Here is a 16,273-nt window from a genome sequence, read left to right on the forward strand (position 1 = left end):
ACTGAGGACTGAGGACTGACTCCTTTGGCAAAAACCCTTACCTTTGCGGAGATACGCTTAGGGGTTCTATAAAATCCGGTTATACAGTAATCGCAAAATTACTTTCTCTTAATACAGATGTTAAGCATGAATAGGAATTGAAAAACTCATGCTATTCAAATCTTTTCTTTCTCCTGACTCCTGTACGGGCGTTAACGATAGTTATGCGAAGCTAACGGCCGTTTCGCTGCGCGACATGAAACGCCCCTACGAGGACTGACTCCTAGAGCGATACGATAACTAATTACCCGGATTCTATATTAGTTGTCTCAGTCTAATACTGGACTGACACACTTAAAACTGCCGATGAGGTAGGGTTTATGTAAATCTTAGTGGACTGCTTCATCTCAAATAGTGCATTAGGGAATCAGGTGACCTAGGGGCGGATTTCACTATAGGGACGTTGCATAAGGGCGTCCGTACAACGAGCTTTCACATTGAGTCAGATAAACCCGCCCCCAATGATATAACCCACTGTCCTAGGAGCGGGTTTATGTAAATCTAACAGTAAGCATGAAAATTTCCGGTGAAACCCAACAAAAATCTTTCTCCCCTACTCCCCTACTCCCCTACTCCCCTACTCCCCTACTCCCTAATGCACAGTTTTAGCTGTGTCGGTCTATTAGGGTGAATATGAAAATTTCTGGTGAAACCCGCCCCTACTATTGCACTATTTTAGATTTTAGATATGTCAGTCCACTACAAATATTAACACTCAAAATAGAATTGCTATAGTATCATTTCAACTAGCATTTGTTGTACTTTATGTCAATCAAAATTTCTATATCTATAATATAAGCCAATATAAGCTCAATTACTAAATTTATGACCAAGAAATAACGTCCATAGCCTCCCCTTTCAAGGGGATGAAAAAGAAAATTCCGGTTTTCAAGCCTCCTAATACAGCCGGAGGTACTTTTAAGGAAGTTCCGACCTAGGAGACTAGCTGATAACTGATAACTGATAACCGATAACTGAAATAACAAACTCATGCTCTTAAGTATTGCAGATAACTTTATTAAGCGGCCTGTATTAACAACAGTATGCACAATACTGGTTGTCCTGGTAGGCGTAATCAGTATTCCTTTATTGCCCATTGCTCAGTTGCCTCAACTTGCTAATACACAGGTTCAGGTAACGGCAAGTTACATTGGAGCTGATGCTCAAACGGCAGAAAATACAGTCACAACAATTCTGGAAAGGGAAATTAATGGTGTTGAAGACATGAAATATATGTACTCCAACACCAGTAATAATGGTACCACAAGTATTAGTGTTGCCTTCCCTACCGAAATAGATCGAAATACAGCTCAGGTTAACGTTCAAAACCGAGTAGCTCAAGCAGAATCAGGATTACCTGATGCAGTTAAACAAACAGGAGTAACAACTGAAAAATCATCTCCTAGTATTCTCTTGGTAATTGCATTTAACCCTGAAAAAGACGATAGTGACAATTATATATATGATGAAGTTTTTATTAGTAACTATCTTGACCTGAATGTTAACGACCAGATTAAACGTATCACTGGTGTAGGTCAGGTCTCCTATTTGGGGGAACGTCAATATGCTATGCGGATCTGGCTAGATCCACAAAGGATGACAGCTCGTGGAATTACTGCTCAAGATGTTATTAATGCTTTACAAGAACAAAATATTCAAGTAGGTGCAGGAAAAATTGGTCAAGCTCCCGCACTACCGGAGCAAAAGTTTGAAATCCCACTGCGAGCAGTTGGTAGATTCACTGAAGCTTCAGAATTTGAAGAAATGGTACTCAAAGTTGGTGAAAATGGCACCCTAGTCAAAGTTAAAGATGTGGGTAGAGCTGAACTGGGAGCAGAAAATTATGAACTGATAGCAACTTATAATAACAGCCCAACAGTAGGAATGGCAGTTTATCAACTTCCAGGTAGTAACGCTCTAGAAACTGCAGGTGAGGTTAAAGCAACACTCGCAGAGCTGAGTAAGAATTTTCCTCCTGGATTAGAATATAAAATTGCTTATGACACAACTTTATTTGTAACTGTATCTTTGCAAGAGGTTGTGATCACCCTTTTCCAAGCAGTCAGTTTGGTGGTTCTGATTATCTTTATATTCCTCCAAGATTGGCGGGCAACTTTAGTTCCAGCTATTGCTATTCCTGTAGCTTTGATTGGAGCAATGGCTGGTTTGAAGATAGCAGGGTTTGAACTTAATACATTAACATTGTTTGCTTGTACCCTAGCATCAGGTCTAGTGGTGGATGACGCGATCGTGATTGTGGAATCAGTATCGACTAAAATTGAGCAAGGGATGAAAGCACGGCAAGCAGCATTAGATTCGATGGAAGAATTAACGGGTGCGACTATTGCTACATCATTGGTATTGATGGCAGTTTTTATCCCCGTTTCTTTCTTCCCCGGAACTGTCGGAATTATTTACAAACAGTTTGCACTAACTATTGCTTTCGCTGTTGCCTGTTCTACCTTTAACGCTCTTACCTTTTCTCCCACAATGTCCGCTCTATTGTTGCGTCCCAAGGAAGAAACAACAGGACCTTTGGGATGGTTTTTTGATAAGTTTAATCAGGCTTTTGGTTGGCTGCAAGACCAATATGCTAAATTCGTGAGGTTCCTCACCCGCATTAATGTTTTGGTGATGGGGATTTTTATCGCGGGGTTAGTCGCAACTGTTTTGATGTATGGTATAGTTCCTGCTGGATTTGTGCCAGAAGAAGATCAGGGATATTTTCTGGTTCTCTATAGCGCACCCGATGGTGTTTCTGTTAACTATACAGCTAAAGCAACAGAGAAAATTACAGATAAACTTTTGGAGATTGATGATATCGAATCTGCTTTTGGTGCAGCAGGGTTTGGTTTTGACGGTAATAACCCTAGTCAGGGAATTATGTTCGTCTTGCTGAAACCTTGGGATGAACGACCTAATTCAGAACAATCAGTTTATGGGGTTCTGAGAAAAGTCAATGCTTCATTACAGGATGTTACAGAGGTAAGAGCTTTTGCTGTTAATGCACCTCCCGTACAAGGAATGAGTAATACTGGTGGTTTTGAATTTCAATTACAAGACCGCAGTGGTAACTTACCAATTGAAGCTTTAGCAGATAATGCTCAAAAATTAATTGGTGCTGTTAATTCTGATAAGTACCCTGCAACCCAGGGGGTTTTCACTCAATTCGCAGCTAATAAACCTCAGAAGCGGATCGAAGTATTGCGAGACCGAGCTAAAGCTCTAAATGTTAGAGTTAATGATATTTTCTCGACATTGCAAACTTTCTTAGGTTCTTCTTATGTCAATGACTTTGTTTTAGGTCAACGTCAATATCGCGTTTATGCTCAAGCAGAACCACAATTCCGATCTAACCCTGAAGATATTAACCAATTTTATGTTCGTTCTCAAAATAACGAAATGATTCCTTTAGGTAGTTTGGTAAAAATCACTGACTTTACAGGTCCAGAGACAATTACTCACTATAATATTTTCCGGTCTCTGAAAATTCAGGGCAACCCCGCTCCTGGTTTTAGTTCTGGACAAGCGATCGCTGCGATGGAGGCTGCTTCAGCAGAAGTATTAGACCCTGGTTTTGGTTATGCTTGGCAGGGTAGTGCTTTGGAAGAAAAGTCTTCTGGTGGTTCAGCACCTATCATTTTTGGTTTAGGGGTTGTGATGGTATTCTTGGTACTTGCAGCTCAGTATGAAAGTTACATTGACCCAGCAATTATTATTCTATCGGTGCCACTAGCGGTATTAGGTGCGCTTTGTGCAATTTGGTTCCGAGCAAATGTGCCGATGGCAGGTGGAGTTTGGCCTGTTGTTACGAATGACGTATATTGTCAGGTTGCTTTGGTTATGTTAATTGGTTTGGCTTCTAAGAACTCTATTCTAATTGTGGAGTTTGCCAACCAGTTAAGGGATAAAGGGTTGAGCATTAGTAAGGCAGCAGTTACAGCAGCAGAACAACGTTTCCGCCCAATTCAGATGACTGCAATTTCTAGTTTGATTGGTTTCTGGCCTCTAGTTGTAGCTACGGGTGCTGGTGTAGGTAGTCGTTGGTCTCTGGGTACTGCAATATTTGGGGGAATGTTGGTTGGTACACTGTTGAGTTTGTTGATTACTCCTAATTTGTATATTGCAATTAAGACTTTTGAATCCCGATTTTTGAAGGGTGAAAAACCTGAGCCGTCAGATGAGGATAGTTTCTCAGATTATGATGACCATCATTCTAATGGAAATGGATCTCTTGAGAATGGTGTGAAAGATCATCATAATGGGCATAGTTTAACTAACGGTGCATCAGAAAATCAAGCTAATTCTACTACAGAAACTGCTGATTCTGATATTGATGAGGCGGTTAGGCAAGAACCACAAATGCCTAAAAGTTAGATAACAAAAATGATATGGTTTGGATACAAAACCCCTACTAAGTTCTAATATCAAGTCTTGATAATTAGTTAGATCAAACCTGGTATTATTAGTATGATTCATCTCTTGTAGGGGTTTGGTCACCAAACCCAAACCTCCTACGAGTGAGAGGAAATTATATAGCATTTTCTCATTTTTTGATATGTTATTTTAAACTTCAAGTATTTCTGAAAAAGGTAGTTTGAGAGGATGTATTTATAGAATAAGCTTGCCGATAAATGCTGATATCAAATATTAAATATTTAGTTAAATTGTAGATATTATATCATGTCCGGTTGAATAGTTACAATTAAAGTTTAAAGCTTGTAGTAAAGCTCTAGCCCAAACTATAATAGGGCTAAAGCCCAACTACAAACAAGAGCTTTTTTATCACTGATTATCCGGACATGATATTACCCTGCGATCAAGAATATATTACCGAAAAATAAAGGTATAAAGCCTCTCATTTCAAGGATAAACAAAAAAAATTTTCCTTTGATTCAATCCTCTTGCTTTTAGGGAGAGGTAATTATCAATTATCAATTATCAATTATCAATTATCCATTATCCATTATTTATTATTGAAAGCCATTTCAACAAGTATCAAATACAGTAACCAAAAGACTCACTCCCAACTCCTTCAAGTCTTGAGTAGTCGCCCATAACAAACAGTGGTAATTGCCCTGGGCAAACCTGCTGCTTGTTCGATTTCTTCGATTGAGTACCGCCTATGCCCTGATGGGGTTTTGATTGCTTTGATTTTGCCTTCTTCTTCCCATCGTCTGAGACTTGAGACTGCAACTCCAAGGATTGATGCTGCTTCTTTGGGTCTGACATATTTCATCTGAAACATTCATTTTTTTCGATGCACGATTTGTTACTTTTTGAGCGTTTTAGAGAGAAAATAAATAATTTGTTACCAACTCTACTCAACTGAAAAGCCTGGCAAACCAAAATCTTCGTGCCCATTACCTTGAAGGATATAACCTGTACCTAATTGGTTGATATTACTATCGCTGACAGTTTTTCTAGGCTTCAAGTTAATCATAATTGCATTGCTAGGAACTAAACCCTCTGCTCGAAGATCTAAAACTTCTGCTGTGGTAATCTTTTTCATTTCTATATCCTTGAATTCCTATTGCTTAACCATTAATAGTATGGCTTATTGTTTGAGTAAATGACAAGTCTTTTTGTATATATTTATTAAATATTTATACATAATTTTTTATCAGTATATTTATCTAAAATAAGCTCAAAAATTAAGAATAATTACTGAGAATAATTAGATAGTTTTAGATAATTAAATTTCAGAAAAATTACGGATTTTCAAAAAGTATATCTGGCAATATAGCAATTCCCAAAAAGCGTGAGGTACAAAATTTTAGGTTTGAGGGAACAGGGAACAGGGAACAGGGAACAGGGAACAGGGAACAAAAAGACAAAAATATAACTGTACCTTATAACCTTGGGAAACGCTATAGCAGTGAGCGCTCAGGTATTTACAACGCCCAGCTCAAACTGCCTTCTAGAAAAGGTGTACAAAAAATAATGTATAAATATGCCAGTGCACATTGCTATATATGAAAGAAATAGTTGGTTAGCAGAAACAATCATACTAAAATTACTGTACATTTACGCAGTAGTTTTCACTGATTTCAGCTTTACCAGGAGTTAATATTCTCTATCAAAATTATTTGTAAGTTGGATTAAGCTAAAGGGAACCCAAGATAAACCGATATCTTTAATTTATGGATATTCCTTGTACTGCCCATTCCCCAATTCCAAGATATTTTCTACACAACCCAAATATAGTTGCTAGGTGTCCCATTGTCCAATCATCCCTTCGTCATCTGGCCTCAAGATTCTTAAGATATGGAAAAGAATAATTTAGACCAATTGTCCTTATGATAATTTCTAATCGGTAAGTCCTAATACTTATAGAAACTTTTAGTTATACAGGAGTTGTATCCATGCCTTTAAAAGTAGCCATCAATGGATTTGGCCGTATTGGACGTTTAGTATTCCGTGCTGGACTAAACTACCCGGACTTAATCGAGTTTGTGGGAATTAACGACTTAGTACCGCCACCAAACCTAGCTTATTTATTAAAATATGATTCAACTCACGGACGTTTCCAAGGAGATGTAACCGCCTCTGATGATGGCATAACAATTAACGGAAAGTTGATTCCTTGTGTATCAGTTAGAAACCCTGCTGAATTACCCTGGAAAGAAAAAGGTGCAGATTATGTGGTTGAGTCTACAGGATTATTTACCACTTTTGATGGTGCTTCAAATCATTTGACAGCAGGTGCAAAGCGGGTAATTATTTCAGCTCCTACTAAAGACCCTGAGAAAGTAAAAACTTTGCTGATGGGTGTAAATCACGATTTGTTTGATCCTGCTCAAGATACAATTGTTTCTAATGCTAGCTGTACTACTAACTGTTTGGCTCCTGTTGCCAAAGTGATTGACGATAATTTTGGTTTGGCGGAAGGTCTAATGACAACTGTTCACGCTATGACTGCTACTCAACCAACTGTAGACGGCCCTAGTAAAAAAGATTTTCGGGGTGGACGTGGTGCAGCTCAAAATATTATTCCAGCTTCTACTGGTGCTGCAAAAGCAGTAGCTCTAGTTTTACCACAATTAAAAGGAAAACTAACTGGTATGGCATTCCGAGTGCCTACTCCTGATGTTTCTGTGGTCGATCTGACTTTCAAAACTGAGAAGTCAACTAGCTACAAGGATATTTGCACAGCAATGAAAACTGCTGCTGAAGGTTCAATGAAAGGTATTCTTGGCTATACTGAAGATGCTGTAGTTTCTACTGATTTCACAGGCGATCCCCAGTCTAGTATTTTTGATGCGGGTGCTGGAATTGAACTTAATTCTAATTTCTTTAAAATTGTTTCTTGGTATGATAATGAGTGGGGTTATTCAAATCGAGTCCTAGATTTAATGTTATCAATGGCACAAAAAGAAGGTATCTCTTAACTGAAGTCAGAAGTCATTAGGGGGCGAATTGCTATTCGCCCTTACATTCTTGTTGTGACTAAATTTGAGAGATGCGATAATTTCCTAATTACTCTGGCAATTTCTATATACCAATCCTAAATGATTTGTGAAAAAAAAATGTAGGGGTTTGGTCTTTAAACTAATGCAAAAATCGGATTTAGAGACCCAACTCCTACTATAACACTTCCAAGTAAAAAGTATAGAAACCAGGTTTGTATTAAATACCCTATCATATAGAAATCAGGAATGAGATTTGAGAAAAAACTGTAGGGGTTTGGTATCCAAACCCTAGCTAAGATTCGGTTTATCAACCAAACCCCCTTAGATAAAATATTACAAATTCTCACAAATCACAACTGATTGCTATACTAATCTCTATTGGCTAAAAACTCAGTTTTTTATAACACTCCAAAGTAAAAAAGTAGCAGAGAAATCTGGTTTTTATTAAATGCTCTATCATATTGATATCTGTTTACTACAAACCCGGTTTATTATAATACTCTAAAGCAAAAGGAATCAGGTTTTATGTCTGAACTACCACAACTAAATACAGAAACTATTCAGGCAATTATTGATGAAAAAATTGATGATAATACTGTTAATCAATTAGTTTGGTATTATCTTGGTTATCGCTATGATGATGCTACTTGTAAATGGGATATTTCGAGGGTAGCACCAGAGTGGCGAGATGAATATCCAGAACCTCCAAATTTTATTGAATTTCGACCGCCTACTGTGAAATTGACTCGCTCTATTCCTAAAGAAAATAAACAATTATTGAAACAAAAATTGGGTTTCAAAGGTTATAAAATTGGTGAGTTTACTCCTGTGCAAGCTCGTCGTGCTACTATGGCTAATTGGCTGTTAAGTTATATGGAAATTGCTAGCAAATCTGACACAAATTAATATTTATTAGTTGAATTTGACTAATATTAATATATAGTCATTCTGAATAAGACTAGGACGAATGTTTTTGGTCTTGAAACGGTTTCAGCCAAAAAAGTTTTTTATCATTATTTGAAATGACTATATTACCGAAAAATCAAGATTTAAAGCCTCTCCTATCAAGAATAAAAAAACTTCCTTTTGACAAATGATCTTCTTTTTAATAACGAGGTATAGCAATGAGCGCTGGTATATTTACAAATTGTAGTAGGGGCCAAGCAGCTCAAAGTCTTATATTATCGGCAATTTATTCCCCCTGTTGCCTGTTCCAATAGTGCCTGTTCCCGGAGCACAGCGCTATAATAATTAGGGCTTGCTGATTAAATATAAAAGCATTTACAGATAAAGGTTTTAGCCTTTTTAGGTCTGGAAAAAGTACCAGCTTTTTGGTTTATAAAGCAGAAATTGTGAGCATTTTGGATAGATTATGGCAGAAAAATCATTATTACTATTTTTCCTCCTGCCTCCTCTATAATTCCCGCTTCTCCTGACTCCTGACTCCTGACTCCTCCGCTACTAAAAGACTTTTTCAGCAAACCCTAATTAATTATTAATTGTTAATTATTAATTATCCATTATCCATTATTAATTATTAAAACACTCATCTAGTTGTTCTGGATTTACCTCAGAGAGATTGATTATATCTAGACGACTATCTATTTTGATTTGTTGAATCCAACCTACATCTTTTGGTTGTAAGTAATAGATAAATTCTTGATCGATGCTCGATGATTTTGTAATTGAGCATACCTCTAATTCTAACCAAGTTTCTTCAGGTCGATTAATTTTTCTAGTTACTTTGAGAATACTACCATTAGCAACTCTACCTTTCACAGTATTATCTCTGCTGCTAGTTAGTAATTCAATGGGTTTGTTTAATGTATTTGTTGGAGAGTCGCTACCACTAATCAATATAAATGAACCTACATCGAAGGATAAGGTCGGAGAAAATGTAGGATTTGCTGATAAGCTAGGTTGTTCTATCTTTTTCACAATTTCATTATCGGAAATCTTTTTTGTTGGTGCTGGAGTTTCAAAAAATAAGTCAGTTACTATAGGACTTAAAAAATATGCTAATATTCCCCCTAACCCCAGAAGTATAAAAATTCCTAACAGGTAAAACCACCAACTTTTATATTCTAAGTCAAACATGGAAGTTTGATGTTTATGCTCAAAAAATGTCTTTTCTGATTGTGCAGACTTAATGTCTAGAGGGGGGAGTGATAATTCTGTCATCTGACCTTTAGATTTTACCTGATAATACACTAAAGCTACTGTCACATTATCGTGCCCATTTTTGGTGTTAGCAATTTCTATTAATCTGTCTCTAACTGTAGCTATATCTATTTTTCCTTCTAGCAATGGCAATATTTCTGTTTGCCAATATTCTTCTACTCGATCTTTATCACTTAAACCATCGGAACAAATTAAGAAAATACTATCCTCATCTATCGGAAAGCGCTGTACCGTTGGATGGAGACTTATTGAGCTAGTGATACCCAAAGCTTGTACTAGGGCTCCTGATGCTGCTTGTTTTATGGCATCACCATATAGAGAGTAACCTAATCTGACTTGACGAGTAGCGATATCATCATCTAAAGTTACTTGATGGCATCTGCTAGGAGTAATCCAGTAAGCACGGCTATCTCCTAGATGGGTAATGTAGAGTTGGTGGAGATGAGCAATTGCCATTACTAGGGTGGTTCCCATCCGTTGACGACCGTGGCGTTCCTCATTATCATTGCACTCGCAAATAGCATCATTAGCTACACAAGCAAATTCTTCTAACTTTGTAGTTACAGTTAGAGGCTCTCCATTTTCTGGAATCTTTTGCAGTTGTTGGTACAAAACTTTGATTGCTAACTGGGAAGCTTCTTCACCCCTATCTTGACCACCAATGCCATCACAAACAATAGCTACTGTCTTAGGACTAGGTGGATAGCTCATCACAGTTTTACTAGGTGGGTAACAAGCATCTTCATTGTGAGAACGGTTTGGTCCGGTATCTGTAGCTGTGGTAATGTGAACACTCCGAACTTGCGATCGCCCCAATGCTTCTAACGCTTTATCTAGTTGTGTTATTAGTATATCGTCATTTTGTACTTTGCCTGCCATCATTTGCTGAGACAGTTGTTTCAAAAATTTGCCTACTGCTGGGTTAGCACTGCTCGCCCATTTCTGCCATAACCGACCTAACTGCTGCAATGTCACCGATTTTTCATCTGGCTGTAGTTCTACTAAACGTACTAATTGCCCTTCTACCCGCAGATTTTCAGGATTTAGTAAACTAGAACCTACTTTTTGCACATTCAAAGGTTGCCAAAGTTGAGCTATTTGCCACAACCAGTTTAGCTGTCGCATGGGTGTAGCATCTTTCCATGCTGTAGCTATTTCTGGCATTAAGCTACCTGTCCCTGAATTTATTGGCCCTCTTTCTAACAACCATATTGCTTTAGTCCCTTTGTTTGCTGCTACTGAAACCAGTCCAAAAACTTGAGGAATATGAAGTCTATAGGGAAATAATTTCAAATATGGTTCTATTTCACCCGGAATTTCTTCGGGCAGATCGGGCATTTTGTGTGGTTGAGTATCTAGTAATATCCTACCATGCTGAACTTGATAGCGCTCTGCTATCATTTCTCCTGGCCGATAGGTTTTGCTCCCTTCACCTATAGCCCACAGGTAGTGTTTTGGCATAGTGTTTTGCATCAGGGGTCCTCACCGCTTTCGGCCATTTCTTTGATTAGAGATTTCTCTTGATTATCTATGCTGCTTGAATTAGGTCTTTTTGACTCAGTTATCGCCATAATTCTAATATCTAAAAAAGCCAATTTCTAGTTGGCAGTTTTTGATATTAAACTATTGTACCCTTATTATAAATAGGTTTGATACAATTAAGATAGTTAATATTTCCTAAAAATTTTGTCAGTAAATTTATTAGGACTTACCCAGGTGAACCTAGAAACCCGGTTTCTCCTAGACTTCTATTAGTCAAAACAACCATTTCTCGTAGAAACCGGGTTTCGCGTGCGTAAGTCCTGTTTATAAATATTCTCTTATGAGGTGTATTTATGTCTAAATATTCTGATTCTGGTGCTTCGAGCAATTTAGAAACTAATAATGAGCAGTCATTACCTCCAATAGAGATAGATGAATTGCTGACTCAAGTGAAACATTCTCATGGATTATACTACAAAATGGTTAATCTTGAGATTTGGGCTTTAGTGGAAACTTTAGAGGAGTTTTTCCCTAGTGCTTGGAATCAATTTATGGCCAATCGAAAGGTCTCTATGAAACAATTTTTACAACATTCTCAGAATAACAAGGTAGAGATATGATAAGTTATTATTTAACCCGATAACAGTAATGTTATCGGATTTGATTAGATATTAAATTTGAGTATTGTTGGTATTGCTATTGAGCTTCAGCATCAACATCTACTCTGGGTAGTCCTAGACTATAGTTATTCACACGACTACCAAGATTATAACTAATTTCACCTGATTGTAAGAGCGAACGGACAAAATGTTCTAAATCAGAACCCATACAACGCAGGTTATATTCGGTTAAATCTGAACCATTATAAGATTCTACTAATTCGTCAAACTTTCGGTAAACCTGCTGTACAGCACCATCATTCCAGTTAAGTTCATTGTCGGGATCGATATCTAAAGTTAATACCTTATCGTCAGGAATAAGTTCATTCTTTTCCACTATTCCTGCAAAAATACGAATATGTCTAGTTGTTGACTTTAATGGCATAGGTGATTCTCTGTTTGTTACTTTCTGTTAAATTCTATCTTAAGTGCTATTTTTGCGGATATTATAATAACATATTTCTAAATTTATTAATCATAGGAGTTACGCATAAACTATATATATATATAGCGTTCAAAACTATAACGTTATAGTTTTTAAACTCTATATAGGGCTGGCTGATTAAAGCTAAAAGTATTTACAGATAAAGGTTTGGGCTTTTTTGGGTTGCTAAAAAGTACCAGGTTTTCAGCTCTTAATGCACGGTTCCCGAAAAATCAAAAAGTTAGTATTTTCAGCAAGAGTTGGGAAAAAATTACTCCTCCCCTACTCCCCTACTCCCCTACTCTCCTGCTCCCCTGCTCCCCTACTCCTTCAAAAAGACTTTTTCAGCAAACCCTATATATAGTACCTTTGTGTAAGTCCTGAATTAGATACTATGTACTGGTCTGTATTTTTATTCTCTGGATAAAAATTAAGCAAATACTCACTCCCATTCTGGACCAGTCAACTTACCTCGTAATAGCCACTTACCTAAATTGGGGTCATCAACTTCTAATAATCCACTATACAATTCTTGCTTGGCATAAGGACTCTCCAAAACAGGCCAATTTTCTAAAATCCTTTTCTCTCCATTCATCACAGCATCCCCAATAGCACCATCTTGCTCATAAGTCATCACTATGCGATCGCCTGCCAAACTTAGATAACTCAAACGCCCCTGACTATTCCATTCGCTATCATCAACTTCAGTTTTATCCAACGCCTGTTTCAAACTTTCAAAGTCTCCAATATCAGCGACTCTTGCCACATCAGTCACCCAAGCAGTTTTCGTGCCCTTGGCAACCATTGCTTGATAATCTTTATATTTCTCAGAGACTGGTATTTGCAAATTTACTTCATCTCCCCAAGGTCTAGCACATAGCCAAATATTCTCCATGCGCCAAATATACCAATCTTTATATTTTCTTGGTTCACCATAACGCTGTGGCAAGACTAAATGCGATCGCGGAGGTACTCCCGCTTGTAAATCTCGATCATTGAGAATTAATTGAAAAATGACTGCCCCTTTTTCTTGAACATATTGGTCTCCAGGACTACGACCAGTTGCCTGCGGTCCATGATAAGTTCCTGCTAAACTGACTACTGCATTATTTTTACCATTCGGGTCGCGCACCACTAACTTATAAGTAGCATATTGTGCCCTAATTGTACCCTCAACTTGATAACTACGAGTAGGCTCTAATAAAGTTCCTAAACTATAATCCTGAGTTATATAAAAGGTCTCCCATAAAGCATTTCCCTGAGAGTAGCTATAGTAAATTGGATGGCTTGCCCTTAGTTTAAATGGTAATGGTACTTGTTTACGAGCTAATGCCCGCAAATGTTCTGGGGGACGATATGTACTGAGAGCTGGTGCCAATGCTAATCTAGCACTACCTCTTCCCATTGTTTCTGCTGCTTCAGTTCCATCTCCCCACCACATCCAAGCTACTGTACTTAACCCACTATTCCAGGTATGGCGATCGAAGCCTCGACTTTCGGCACCTCCAGCAGTTCCCCAACTTAGTCTTAATGCCATATTAGTTGCGTACCAATCTAGCAAAGCTTTGGCCAGTTTTTTTAATTCTGGGTCACGAGCAAAATCATAGATATTAAGCAATCCACCAATACTATATCCATAATAAGTAGAAGAATGAAATTCTCCTTGTCCAATAGTTAAAAATTTATTCAGTTCGCTTCGTAACCATGCTTCATTTGTAGCTTCACTTGCTGGATCTCCTATAGGCCAACCACTACCATCCATCAATGCTAAACCGGATGCACGTCCCATAAACATATGATTTTCTGTTCCAGTTTTTGTCCACTGTAGAACTTTCGGTCGCTGTAGTTGATTTTTGTAAGATGTTAATATTTCTGACGGCATTTTGTCTCGAAACAAAAAGAAAATCCGCACATCTAAATAACTGCGAAAGTGATAAATACTTGGTTTATCTTTATCTAGTTGTAGCAAAATTTTCCAAGTTTTTTCTTGATTATAAAGTTTTCCTACTGGTTCACCTTCTAGACTTAATCTAGCTAAAATTACTGGTAGTAAATATTTATGAGGATCTCCTATATTTCTTTTTTTCCACCAAGTCTCTAATTCTTCTAAATCTCTGGCTGCTATTTTCTGACGAATTGCTAAACTTCGCTCTTGAAGTTTATTTTCTTCTTCCCCAATTTTTTGTTGTAATACTGTTGTTATTTTCCTATTTTCGGCTAATTTTACTTGATTCTTTTTTTGACATCCAAATATTGTTAAGTTCAAGATTATAGTGGTAATTATTGCCAGAATTCTATATAATATTTGCTGGGATTTCATATTTTTTAATTCTTGGAAATTGTTGTATAATGGCGATCGTTATCTGTACTCGAAAATCAACTCTACTTGACATTATATTCTTGCATAACAATTAATATTGGTAGTCACGCAGCGAAGCTGATTAAGAGACTGTTTGTTAACTAAATCTTAAAGCTTGAATACAACCTGGGATTGAATAGATTATAATAGCAAAGGTAGTGGTTTAGTCACTAAAAAAAAGAAGACTAGCTATATTTTAGTTTTCTTTTATGGAGGAAAATATTAATATGTTTTAGTTTTCATATTCCCAGTTAAGTTTTCCCTATCTTCTTTTTGAGATTTGTTTATACTTGACAATCTCTAATTAAAATAATTGATATCATAACGATCGAATTTGATAATATTTAATTTCTGCATGAGTTGTTTATAGTTGAAAAGTGTATATTTTGACAAAATTATAGGGATTTATTTTGATTCTTAAAAGTTTATAATTATTAATATTTTGACTCAATAATTTTCTTTTGACTAATGTGACAGAAATCACTAATTGGTATGAGATATATCACCTGGACTCAAGCGGTTCATCACAGTTATTAATTGTTAGATAGGGAATACTAAAGATAGTGAGTTATAAAAATCAACTGTTATGGATTATCTACATCAAGCTTTTTTACCGGAAGTAATAATCACAGAATTAGTATTTCAAGTATATCGATCTGGTATCTTGACTCAAGAGCAAAGACAACAACTCAGAAATTTATTTTTATACCATAATCTGAGTGAAGAAGATACCACAGCAATTAATCGGTTACTTCATGCAATTCGTCGTGGATGGCTCAAGATGGCTGATTAAAAACTTTGCTATTCTGCTTGACTAATAAAAAAACTGTAATATAAAATTACCCCTTTTCTGATAATTGGCAGGTCTGATTACCTTTTAATAACCCCAAAATTTCAGCATTTTTATATCTATCAACTTATAGAAAAAGGGAATTATGTCACTAAAAATTTTTGATCTAATTTTTAAGTAATAGAGGTCTGTGTGTATCAGACCTGTATGATATTTATTTGATTTGAAAATGATTGAAAAAATTGTTTCAGAGCATAAGATAATTAGTGGTTTGAGATAAAAATGGTGGTTTTGGGTAAAATTAACTTATTTTTAAGTTGTCACCATTATTTTCAAATTCACAAATGAGTGATATTTACATCTCTTGGCCAGAGTATCATAAAACAATTGAATATTTAGCAGGAAAGATTTATCAATCCCAATGGGAGTTCAATCAAATTGTCTGTTTAGCTAGGGGGGGACTAAGAGTAGGAGATATTCTCTCTCGCATTTTTAGGAAACCTTTGGCAATTATCGCTACTTCTTCTTATGGTGGTATTAAGGGTCAGGAGCGAGGTAATATTAAAATAGCGCAAAATTTGACTATGACTACAGATACTTTAGGTAGTCATGTTTTGTTAGTTGATGACCTGGTAGATTCTGGAATTAGTATTAAAGAATCCATTAATTGGCTTCAAGATAATTATAGTCAAGAAATTCAAGAATTAAAAACGGCTGTTTTATGGTATAAAGCTTGCTCAATATTTGAGCCGAATTACTATGTTGATTATTTGACTGATAATCCTTGGATTCATCAACCCTTTGAGATATATGAACAAATTAATCCTGCTGATTTAACTTTTCCCAAGATGGGTATTCATTAATTGATAATTGATAATGGATAATTGATAATGGATAATTGATAATGGATAATTGATAATTGATAAT

The 16,273-nt window shown here is 36.6% G+C and carries 11 protein-coding genes; 6 read left to right on the forward strand and 5 right to left on the reverse strand.

Translation table 11 applies throughout. The annotated features are described in order from the left end of the window. Positions 1–1,029 precede the first annotated feature (1,029 nt). Positions 1,030–4,416, forward strand: coding sequence for an efflux RND transporter permease subunit (locus ACP6PK_RS12435; RefSeq protein ID WP_426559870.1), 3,387 nt, complete (start codon positions 1,030–1,032; stop codon positions 4,414–4,416). A 658-nt stretch (positions 4,417–5,074) separates the two neighbouring features. On the opposite strand, the gene ACP6PK_RS12440 is transcribed toward ACP6PK_RS12435, so the two are convergent. Together ACP6PK_RS12440 and ACP6PK_RS12445 are read right to left on the reverse strand one after the other, a co-directional pair. Beyond that, on the reverse strand, positions 5,075–5,287 hold the full coding sequence (locus ACP6PK_RS12440) for a MerR family DNA-binding transcriptional regulator (protein WP_426559871.1): 213 nt from the start codon (positions 5,285–5,287) through the stop codon (positions 5,075–5,077). A gap of 72 nt (positions 5,288–5,359) precedes the next feature. After that, positions 5,360–5,551 (reverse strand): hypothetical protein, encoded by a 192-nt coding sequence (locus ACP6PK_RS12445; protein ID WP_426559872.1) that lies wholly within the window; start codon positions 5,549–5,551, stop codon positions 5,360–5,362. An 853-nt stretch (positions 5,552–6,404) separates the two neighbouring features. On the opposite strand from ACP6PK_RS12445, the gene gap reads away from it, so the two are divergent. After that, positions 6,405–7,430, forward strand: a complete 1,026-nt coding sequence (gene gap, locus ACP6PK_RS12450; protein WP_426559873.1) for a type I glyceraldehyde-3-phosphate dehydrogenase — start codon at positions 6,405–6,407, stop codon at positions 7,428–7,430. Between the two features lie 546 nt (positions 7,431–7,976). Beyond that, positions 7,977–8,357 carry a DUF1823 family protein gene (locus ACP6PK_RS12455; protein WP_426559874.1) on the forward strand — a complete coding sequence of 127 codons (381 nt, stop codon included), beginning with the start codon at positions 7,977–7,979 and terminating at the stop codon, positions 8,355–8,357. Positions 8,358–8,981: 624 nt separating this feature from the next. On the opposite strand, the gene ACP6PK_RS12460 is transcribed toward ACP6PK_RS12455, so the two are convergent. Then, positions 8,982–11,093 carry a protein phosphatase 2C domain-containing protein gene (locus ACP6PK_RS12460; protein WP_168186489.1) on the reverse strand — a complete coding sequence of 704 codons (2,112 nt, stop codon included), beginning with the start codon at positions 11,091–11,093 and terminating at the stop codon, positions 8,982–8,984. Positions 11,094–11,467: 374 nt separating this feature from the next. On the opposite strand from ACP6PK_RS12460, the gene ACP6PK_RS12465 reads away from it, so the two are divergent. Next, positions 11,468–11,734 carry a hypothetical protein gene (locus ACP6PK_RS12465; protein ID WP_094673507.1) on the forward strand — a complete coding sequence of 89 codons (267 nt, stop codon included), beginning with the start codon at positions 11,468–11,470 and terminating at the stop codon, positions 11,732–11,734. A gap of 76 nt (positions 11,735–11,810) precedes the next feature. Here the strand turns inward: ACP6PK_RS12465 and ndhM are convergent, their stop codons facing one another. Both ndhM and ACP6PK_RS12475 read right to left on the reverse strand, forming a co-directional pair. After that, positions 11,811–12,158 (reverse strand): NAD(P)H-quinone oxidoreductase subunit M, encoded by a 348-nt coding sequence (gene ndhM, locus ACP6PK_RS12470; protein WP_094673506.1) that lies wholly within the window; start codon positions 12,156–12,158, stop codon positions 11,811–11,813. Between the two features lie 481 nt (positions 12,159–12,639). Further along, positions 12,640–14,517 (reverse strand): hypothetical protein, encoded by a 1,878-nt coding sequence (locus tag ACP6PK_RS12475; protein WP_426559875.1) that lies wholly within the window; start codon positions 14,515–14,517, stop codon positions 12,640–12,642. A 625-nt stretch (positions 14,518–15,142) separates the two neighbouring features. Here ACP6PK_RS12475 and ACP6PK_RS12480 point away from each other — a divergent pair. Further along, positions 15,143–15,349, forward strand: coding sequence for a hypothetical protein (locus ACP6PK_RS12480; RefSeq protein WP_426546053.1), 207 nt, complete (start codon positions 15,143–15,145; stop codon positions 15,347–15,349). Positions 15,350–15,690: 341 nt separating this feature from the next. Further along, the gene (locus tag ACP6PK_RS12485; RefSeq protein WP_426559876.1) at positions 15,691–16,209 is read left to right on the forward strand and encodes a phosphoribosyltransferase; all 519 of its coding nucleotides are present in this window, start codon (positions 15,691–15,693) and stop codon (positions 16,207–16,209) included. The last annotated feature ends 64 nt before the right edge of the window (positions 16,210–16,273 follow it).

It is taken from the genome of Dapis hubbardiae BLCC-M172 (assembly GCF_050016015.1).
GTDB lineage: Bacteria > Cyanobacteriota > Cyanobacteriia > Cyanobacteriales > Microcoleaceae > Trichodesmium.

Coding starts and splice junctions, on each gene's coding strand:
- ACP6PK_RS12460 (WP_168186489.1), bottom strand. CDS start 11,093: ATGCCAAAACACTACCTGTGGGCTATAGGTGAAGGGAGCAAAACCTAT.
- ACP6PK_RS12445 (WP_426559872.1), bottom strand. CDS start 5,551: ATGAAAAAGATTACCACAGCAGAAGTTTTAGATCTTCGAGCAGAGGGT.
- ACP6PK_RS12435 (WP_426559870.1), top strand. CDS start 1,030: ATGCTCTTAAGTATTGCAGATAACTTTATTAAGCGGCCTGTATTAACA.
- ACP6PK_RS12465 (WP_094673507.1), top strand. CDS start 11,468: ATGTCTAAATATTCTGATTCTGGTGCTTCGAGCAATTTAGAAACTAAT.
- ACP6PK_RS12455 (WP_426559874.1), top strand. CDS start 7,977: ATGTCTGAACTACCACAACTAAATACAGAAACTATTCAGGCAATTATT.
- ACP6PK_RS12440 (WP_426559871.1), bottom strand. CDS start 5,287: ATGTTTCAGATGAAATATGTCAGACCCAAAGAAGCAGCATCAATCCTT.
- ndhM (WP_094673506.1), bottom strand. CDS start 12,158: ATGCCATTAAAGTCAACAACTAGACATATTCGTATTTTTGCAGGAATA.
- gap (WP_426559873.1), top strand. CDS start 6,405: ATGCCTTTAAAAGTAGCCATCAATGGATTTGGCCGTATTGGACGTTTA.
- ACP6PK_RS12480 (WP_426546053.1), top strand. CDS start 15,143: ATGGATTATCTACATCAAGCTTTTTTACCGGAAGTAATAATCACAGAA.
- ACP6PK_RS12485 (WP_426559876.1), top strand. CDS start 15,691: ATGAGTGATATTTACATCTCTTGGCCAGAGTATCATAAAACAATTGAA.
- ACP6PK_RS12475 (WP_426559875.1), bottom strand. CDS start 14,517: ATGAAATCCCAGCAAATATTATATAGAATTCTGGCAATAATTACCACT.